This is a genomic window from Brevibacillus sp. HD3.3A (genome assembly GCF_013284375.2).
In the GTDB taxonomy this organism is placed as follows: domain Bacteria; phylum Bacillota; class Bacilli; order Brevibacillales; family Brevibacillaceae; genus Brevibacillus; species Brevibacillus parabrevis.
The window spans coordinates 1-7,500 of the sequence record NZ_CP085874.1 but is presented as its reverse complement, the minus strand read 5'-3'; the positions used below and the strand labels follow the sequence as shown (position 1 = coordinate 7,500).

Annotated in this window: 6 protein-coding genes and 9 tRNA genes; all 15 read right to left on the bottom strand. The window is 49.6% G+C overall.

All coding sequences use genetic code 11. From position 1 onward, the window contains the following. Window positions 1-19 precede the first annotated feature (19 nt). The 15 genes from HP435_RS00075 to dnaA all read right to left on the bottom strand — a co-directional run bounded on the left by HP435_RS00075 (window position 20) and on the right by dnaA (window position 7,500). Window positions 20-95: transfer RNA gene (locus tag HP435_RS00075), tRNA-Thr, on the bottom strand. 16 nt (window positions 96-111) lie between these two features. Continuing rightward, a tRNA-Phe gene (locus tag HP435_RS00070) sits at window positions 112-187 on the bottom strand. Between the two features lie 35 nt (window positions 188-222). Then, window positions 223-299 (bottom strand) — tRNA-Asp (locus HP435_RS00065). A gap of 24 nt (window positions 300-323) precedes the next feature. Next, a tRNA-Val gene (locus tag HP435_RS00060) sits at window positions 324-399 on the bottom strand. A 51-nt stretch (window positions 400-450) separates the two neighbouring features. Further along, a tRNA-Glu gene (locus HP435_RS00055) sits at window positions 451-524 on the bottom strand. Window positions 525-540: 16 nt separating this feature from the next. Next, window positions 541-616 (bottom strand) — tRNA-Thr (locus HP435_RS00050). Between the two features lie 6 nt (window positions 617-622). After that, window positions 623-698: transfer RNA gene (locus tag HP435_RS00045), tRNA-Asn, on the bottom strand. A gap of 38 nt (window positions 699-736) precedes the next feature. Then, window positions 737-812 (bottom strand) — tRNA-Ala (locus HP435_RS00040). Window positions 813-863: 51 nt separating this feature from the next. After that, a tRNA-Ile gene (locus HP435_RS00035) sits at window positions 864-940 on the bottom strand. Window positions 941-1,171: 231 nt separating this feature from the next. Continuing rightward, complete coding sequence (gyrB, locus tag HP435_RS00030; protein WP_370641116.1) at window positions 1,172-3,088, bottom strand: DNA topoisomerase (ATP-hydrolyzing) subunit B; 1,917 nt, start codon at window positions 3,086-3,088, stop codon at window positions 1,172-1,174. Between the two features lie 8 nt (window positions 3,089-3,096). Then, window positions 3,097-3,384: an extracellular matrix regulator RemB gene (gene remB, locus HP435_RS00025; RefSeq protein WP_122962223.1), complete on the bottom strand. Its 288-nt coding sequence runs from the start codon at window positions 3,382-3,384 to the stop codon at window positions 3,097-3,099. A 9-nt stretch (window positions 3,385-3,393) separates the two neighbouring features. Continuing rightward, window positions 3,394-4,512: a DNA replication/repair protein RecF gene (gene recF / locus HP435_RS00020; protein ID WP_173597195.1), complete on the bottom strand. Its 1,119-nt coding sequence runs from the start codon at window positions 4,510-4,512 to the stop codon at window positions 3,394-3,396. A gap of 16 nt (window positions 4,513-4,528) precedes the next feature. After that, window positions 4,529-4,744, bottom strand: a complete 216-nt coding sequence (gene yaaA / locus HP435_RS00015; protein WP_063231699.1) for a S4 domain-containing protein YaaA — start codon at window positions 4,742-4,744, stop codon at window positions 4,529-4,531. A 48-nt stretch (window positions 4,745-4,792) separates the two neighbouring features. Then, the gene (dnaN, locus tag HP435_RS00010) at window positions 4,793-5,932 is read right to left on the bottom strand and encodes a DNA polymerase III subunit beta (RefSeq protein WP_122962225.1); all 1,140 of its coding nucleotides are present in this window, start codon (window positions 5,930-5,932) and stop codon (window positions 4,793-4,795) included. A 206-nt stretch (window positions 5,933-6,138) separates the two neighbouring features. Next, on the bottom strand, window positions 6,139-7,500 hold the full coding sequence (gene dnaA, locus HP435_RS00005) for a chromosomal replication initiator protein DnaA (protein ID WP_063231697.1): 1,362 nt from the start codon (window positions 7,498-7,500) through the stop codon (window positions 6,139-6,141).

The following is a 7,500-nucleotide window of genomic DNA, read 5'->3' as shown; positions in this document are numbered from 1 at the left end:
ATCAACTGAAAATTAAAGGTGGTGCCGGCAATAGGACTTGAACCCACAACCCCCTGATTACAAGTCAGGTGCTCTACCAATTGAGCTATACCGGCATATTTGATTATTTCATGGTGGCTCGGGACGGAATCGAACCGCCGACACGAGGATTTTCAGTCCTCTGCTCTACCGACTGAGCTACCGAGCCTCGTGCATATGAGATGCCACCATTAGTTTGAATAATGGCGGAGCTGACGGGACTCGAACCCGCGACCTCCGGTGTGACAGACCGGCGTGAACTCCAACTTCACCACAGCTCCATATTAATTATCATTTTGTAATAATGGTGGAGGCTGACGGGATCGAACCGCCGACCCTCTGCTTGTAAGGCAGATGCTCTCCCAGCTGAGCTAAGCCTCCGTACTCCCCGACTTTTGTCAGGGACCCAACAAAGTAGTTGGGATTCATAGGTGACCCGTAGGGGATTCGAACCCCTGTATGACAGCGTGAAAGGCTGCTGTGTTAAACCGCTTCACCAACGGGCCGTGCTTTTTAATAATCTGGTGCTCCCGACAGGAATCGAACCTGCGACCTCTTCCTTACCATGGAAACGCTCTACCGACTGAGCTACAGGAGCGTGATATGGCTCCTCGGGACGGACTCGAACCGCCGACCGATCGGTTAACAGCCGATTGCTCTACCAACTGAGCTACCGAGGAACAATACAATATCCAGGCCAATTGCCTTTAGGAGTCTATGGTGGAGCTGAACGGGATCGAACCGATGACCTCCTGCTTGCAAGGCAGGCGCTCTCCCAACTGAGCTACAGCCCCATTTTCAAATGGGTAAGCGATCTTGATTTTGCTGCTATCGCCTTATGTAAGTGGTGGGCCTAGGCTGACTCGAACAGCCGACCTCACGCTTATCAGGCGTGCGCTCTAACCAACTGAGCTATAGGCCCGTATCGCTTCCTGGATCTTTAATCTAGCATAGATTTTTATTCATTGCAATAGAATTTTTGATTTTTTTATCGGGTAAAAGTGAATTTTTTGCAAGAAGGCTGGCTCAGCTACGAAAAAGCCAGCGAAAAACCCGCTTCGATCCGCAAAACAGCGTGGTAGAAGCCTTTTCCACACCTGTTTCATAGCTGAGCCTTCCTGCAATCAATGTCTATATGGAGCCATCAAGGATCTTAAATATCCAAATCTCTGACAGTCGCTGCGTATTGCTCAATAAACTCTCTGCGCGGCTCTACTTCATCGCCCATGAGCGTCTCAAACACCATATCGGCATCCATGGCGTCTTCCAGGTCAACTTGCAAGAGTGTACGCATCTCCGGGTCCATTGTAGTTTCCCACAATTGGTCCGCGTTCATCTCACCCAACCCTTTGTAACGTTGCACATTTGGCTTTGGTGTAGTCTTCAGGGTAGCGAGTATTTCATCCCGCTGCCTGTCGTTGTAAGCATAATGCAGCGTTTTGCCCTGCTTGATGCTGTACAACGGCGGCTGCGCAATATAAATATACCCCGCTTCGATGAGCTGACGCATGTAGCGATAGAAGAACGTCAACAGCAACGTACGGATATGTGAGCCATCCACGTCGGCGTCCGTCATGATTACGACTTTATGGTAGCGCGCTTTGGTGATGTCGAAGTCTTCGCCCACCCCTGTGCCGAGCGCCGTAATGATCATGCGAATTTCGTTGTTGCCGAGAATTTTGTCCAAGCGCGCCTTTTCTACGTTCAACACTTTTCCACGCAAAGGAAGAATCGCCTGGAAGTGACGATCGCGGCCAGACTTCGCAGAACCGCCCGCAGAGTCTCCCTCAACGATGAACAGTTCGGATTCGGAAGCGTCCTTGGAAGAGCAGTCGGCCAATTTACCCGGCAAAGCACTGACTTCGAGCGCGCTCTTGCGGCGAGTCATTTCCCGGGCTTTACGGGCAGCTTCACGGGCACGCGAAGCCATCAGAGCCTTCTCGACCACTTTTTTCGCTACGCCAGGGTTTTCCTCCATAAAGGTGCTGAAACGATCGCCAAACACGGACTCGGTAATGCTGCGCGCTTCCGAGTTGCCGAGCTTTGTTTTCGTTTGCCCTTCGAACTGAGGCTCCTGGATCTTCACCGAAATAATCGCCGTGATCCCTTCACGCACATCATCCCCGGACAGGTTTGCATCCTTTTCCTTGAGGAGATTGAATTTGCGGCTGTAGTCGTTGATCACGCGGGTAAGAGCTGTCTTGAACCCGGTTTCGTGCGTACCGCCTTCATGCGTGTTGATGTTGTTGGCAAAAGAATAAATATTGCTCACGTAGCTGTCGTTGTATTGCAGGGCAACCTCAACAAGCAGGCCGTCTTTCTCCCCTTCGCAATAAATGACTTCTTCGTGCAGCGCTTCGCGGTTTTTATTCAAATATTCCACAAACTGAACAATACCGCCCTCATAGTGGAACGATTCTTCCTTTTCCTGTTCGGGACGGGTATCTTTCAGCGTAATCCGCAGTCCTTTGTTGAGGAAAGCAAGCTCGCGAATACGTTTTTGCAAAATGTCGTATTCGAAAACGGTTGTTTCTGTAAAGATGGTCGGGTCTGGCTTGAACGTGACTTTTGTTCCCGTCTCTTCTGTCTCGCCAATAACAGCAAGATCAGCAACAGGTGCGCCGACCGTAAAACGCATATAGTGAATTTGATTGTTCTGCTTTACTTCTACTTCCATCCACTCGGATAGCGCGTTTACAACCGAGCTACCTACCCCGTGAAGACCGCCGGAAACTTTATATCCGCCGCCGCCAAATTTTCCGCCGGCATGCAGGACAGTTAAAACCGTTTCTACTGTCGACTTCCCGGTTTTCTCGTGGATGCCGGTTGGGATTCCCCGGCCATTATCAGTTACAGATACGGAGTTGTCCGGATGAATGACCACCAAGATGTTGTCGCAATAACCGGCAAGCGCCTCATCGATGGCATTGTCGACAATCTCCCATACCAGGTGATGCAAACCGCGGCTGCTGGTTGAGCCGATATACATGCCGGGGCGTTTCCGAACCGCTTCCAGCCCTTCCAGAACCTGAATCTGACTCGCATCATAGTTTGTATCGTTCGTCGTCACTTGATCCACTACTCTGTCAACTCCTCCACTTCAGCTTGTACAAAGGGAAACTGATCCAAGCTGTCCACGAACTGAGCGCGTCGCTTTAGCGTCAGAGAAGAAATAGGTGAACAGTAAATGGCATCCTTGGTGATTACATACGATTTTGTTTCTTCTACGCTGTGGTCGACGATCGTCTTCCGCTTTTCCTGCAAGAAAGCCTTGTTGACCTTCGAGGATTTCACGGTTTGATGATCGAGGATGGAAATGACTTCCTTTGTGCTCACCACAGTATCTCCACCAATGTGAATAAACATCCCTGATCCCTACCTTTCTCCCGAGATTGTCCCTTCCTTCACGTAAAAACGAGAGGCTTGCTGGAGAACCTGATGCTTTAAGCCTTCCACACCTGTCGTGCTCACAAACGTCTGAACCCGATCCTGAATGGTTTCGAGTAACAGGGTTTGCCGATGTTCATCCAACTCTGACAAGACATCATCCAACAAAAGAACGGGGTATTCCCCCACTTCTTCTTTAATCAGTTCGATTTCGGCCAGTTTGATGGACAGTGCGCTCGTGCGCTGCTGCCCTTGTGAACCGTACGTTTGGACATCCATGTTGTTCACTTTGAGTGAAAAATCATCGCGATGCGGTCCGATCAAGGTGCTTCCGCGCATGATTTCCCGGTCGCGAACCTCTTCATAGGCAGCCAGCATTGTATCAACAGCCTGCTCGACCGACATTTCTTCCGTAACTGGCGATGAGTTTACATAGTGCAAGGAAAGCTTCTCCCGGCCATTGGTAATGCCCGTATGGATCTCCTGCGCCCATACTTGGAGCTTGCGAAGAAACTCAAACCGCTTCCTCAACAATTTTACCGCTAAATCGGCTAGTTGGGTATTCCAAATTGCCAGCATTTCCAGCGAATGGCTTTTTTTCATCGCCAAGTCCTTCAGCAGTTGATTCCGCTGCGCCAGCACTTTGTTGTAATTGCTTAAATAATACAGATAAGTGGGCGATACCTGGCCGATTTCCATGTCAATAAAACGTCTGCGCTGAGCGGGTGCCCCTTTTACAATGGACAAATCCTCCGGCGCAAACATGACTACGTTCAAGGCTCCCACATAGGCGCTCAGCTTTTGCTGCTCCATCCCGTTGATTTTGGCCCGCTTTCCTTTGCTTGTCAACTGTAGCTCCAAACGAACAGAACCGTAGCGACGAAGAACATCGCTACGGATCGTGGCGAAATCGGCATCCCACGTAATTAGCTCCTTGTCTCGGGGCGTACGGTGGGATTTGGCCAGAGCCAGAACGTATATCGATTCGAGTGCATTTGTTTTCCCCTGGGCGTTGTTGCCAATAAACAACTGGATGGGGCCATCAAAATCCAAGGACAGGGATGAATAGTTGCGATAGTTGGTAAGCGACAGGTTCTTGAGAAACAAGAATCACGCTCTCCTCTCAGCGGCGTACCACTTGAAAGCGGCCATGGCCTTCAATCGCCACTTCATCGCCAGGATATAGCTTGCGGCCTCGTCTGTTGTCCAGCTCGCCATTGATTTGAATCGGCACCTCTGCCAAAAAAGCTTTGGCCATGCCTCCGGTATCGATGACGTCAGCCAGCTTTAAAAATTGGCCGAGAGCAATGTATTCGGTGTTGATGGAAACCTCACGCATGGCTTGGCTCCTTTCTTTTACGAAAAAGAACTTTTTTACGAAAAAACCCTAGTAAGTACGGACTGGCAAGATCAAATGCAGCATCCAATCGTGGTCCGTCGGACGAATGACAAACGGGCTCATCGGGCCAGTAAAGCTGGCTCTGATTTCGGAGCTGTCAATCGCACGCAAAGCGTCAATCATGTATTTGGCGTTGAAGGAAATCTTCAGCTCTTCGCCTTCCATCGCTTTCGGGCTCAAAATATCCGTTACTTTCCCGATTTCAGGGGCGTTGGAGGTGATCTCCACAGTGCCATCCGGCAGCGTAACGAGCTTGACTACATTGGATTTGCCTTCGCGGCTGAGCAAGGAAGCGCGCTCGATCGACTGCAAAAATTCTTTGGTGCTGACAGTGATCTCTGTTTTGCTTCCTTGTGGAATGATTCTGGTCGTGTCTGGATAAGTTCCCTCCAGCAAACGCGAATAGAACAAAATGTGCTTGGACTTCACCAAAATTTGATTGTCAGCTACGACGATATCAGCAGGGTTTTGGTCATCATCCAAGATTTTTACCAATTCGTTGCAGCTTTTTCCTGGTACGACTACGTTGTGGAAGGAAAGGTCATCCGGGCATTCTACCATGGCAGTACGGCTGGCCAAACGGTGACTGTCAGTCGCAACAAAACGAAGCTTGCCTTGTTCCAGGGACCACATCAATCCAGTAAGAATCGGGCGCATTTCAGAAGTGGATACGCCAAAAACAGTCTGACGGATCATGGCTTTTAGCAAGTCACAGGGAACGCTGAATACTTTATCCTCTTCCAGATGCGGCAATTGCGGATACTCGCTGGCATCCATTCCGTTGATGGTGAACTCAGCTTGTCCGGAACGGATTTGGGTAACAAGGCGATCGTCTACCTGGATATGGATTTCGTTGCTTGGCAGCTTGCGGACGATTTCGCTGAAAATGCGAGCTGTCAAAACGATGCTTCCAGGCTGATGGATCGTTACTCCCCATTCTCCCGCTTCTTCCAAAGGAATCTGTACTTCGATGGATACGTCCGAGTCGCTTGCAGTCAGAGTAAGCCCCTCGTCATCTGTTTTTATCTTAATCCCGGTCAAAATCGGAATGGTTGTTCGGCTGGAAACGGCTTTACTGACATGTGACACGGCGTTAGACAGCTTGTCTCGCTGAACGGTAATATGCATCAACGTGATCCTCCCTCTATCTGCGCCATTTTTTTAATGGACTATGCATAATGGCTGCGTCTTTATCATAACTTATTAGGATATATCTTTTTAACAGAAGTAGTAATAGGGCCTGTGGATTTGTGGATATGTGGACTGATAACGTAAAAGATAGCCTATACACATGTGGGTAAGTTGTGTATAGGCTTTTTGCGTTATGCACAGGTTTAGTGGTTTGCTTTTAACTTTTCAATGAGCGACTGAATCGTAGTTTGCATCTGCGGATCACTTGCCAGTGCCCGCGAGATTTTTTCATGCGCATGGATGACAGTTGTATGGTCGCGTCCGCCAAATTCGTCGCCGATTTTTGGCAAGGAGGCGTCTGTCAGCTCCCGAGACAAATACATGGCGATTTGGCGAGGAAAAGCGACGGTTTTGGTCCGCTTTTTCGCTTTGAAGTCTTCCAGCTTCAGACTGAAAGCTTCTCCGACAGCACGCTGAATGTCCATAATGGTAATCACGCGCGGGCGAGAAGACGGAATGATGTCTTTCAAAGCTTCGGCAGCGAGCTGCGTATCAATGTCGCGATTGATCAAGGAAGAGTAAGCAACGACACGGATCAGCGCACCTTCCAGCTCGCGGATGTTGCTGTCGATTTGATTCGCGATGTAAGCCATTACTTCGTTCGGAATGTCGAGGTTTTCTGCCTTCGCTTTTTTGCGCAAAATGGCAATCCGCGTCTCCAGATCAGGCGGCTGGATGTCGGTAATCAGTCCCCATTCGAAACGGGAGCGAAGCCGGTCTTCCAGCGTCGGGATCTCTTTTGGAGGCCGGTCGGAGGAAATGATGATCTGTTTGCTCTCTTCGTGCAGAGCGTTGAACGTATGAAAAAACTCCTCTTGCGTCGACTCCTTGCCAGCCAAAAACTGAATGTCATCAATCAAAAGAACGTCTACACTCCGGTACTTGTTGCGAAATTCGACGGCCTTGTTGTCCCGAATGGAGTTGATGAACTCATTGGTAAACTTCTCGGACGACAAATAGACCACTTTTGCCGATGGATTGTGTTGGATAACATAATGGCCAATTGCGTGCATCAAGTGGGTTTTGCCAAGTCCGACTCCTCCGTAAATGAAGAGGGGATTGTAAGCTTTGGCAGGAGCTTCTGCGACTGCAAGCGAAGCGGCATGAGCGAAACGATTTCCCGCACCGATAACGAAAGTGTCAAAGGTGTACTTGGGATTCAAAATGCTGGGTGGCTGGTCATCCGCTGCTGTGGGCGGAGCGCTCATTTTCACCCGTGGGGTAGGTTGTTCCTCGGCAAATGCGGCATCCTGATTTTGCAGGGCGACGAATTTTACCTTCATATTGATACCTGTCACTTCATATAGTGTATCGGTAATCAGTTGAGCGTACCGGGTTTCGAGCCAATCTCTCGCAAAGTCATTGGGCGCCACGACGATCAGTGCATCCTCTTCCAGGGTGGTTGCCCTGGTTGCTTTGAGCCAGGTATCGAAACTTGGTTTGCTTAGCGATTTTTCTATCTTGGCGAGAACTTTGCGCCATAGTTCGCTAATCGCTGCATCCAA

Excerpts from the sequence above, each read along its gene's own strand:
- remB (WP_122962223.1), bottom strand. The coding sequence starts at position 3,384 with ATGTTTATTCACATTGGTGGAGATACTGTGGTGAGCACAAAGGAAGTC.
- yaaA (WP_063231699.1), bottom strand. The coding sequence starts at position 4,744 with ATGCGTGAGGTTTCCATCAACACCGAATACATTGCTCTCGGCCAATTT.
- dnaN (WP_122962225.1), bottom strand. The coding sequence starts at position 5,932 with ATGCATATTACCGTTCAGCGAGACAAGCTGTCTAACGCCGTGTCACAT.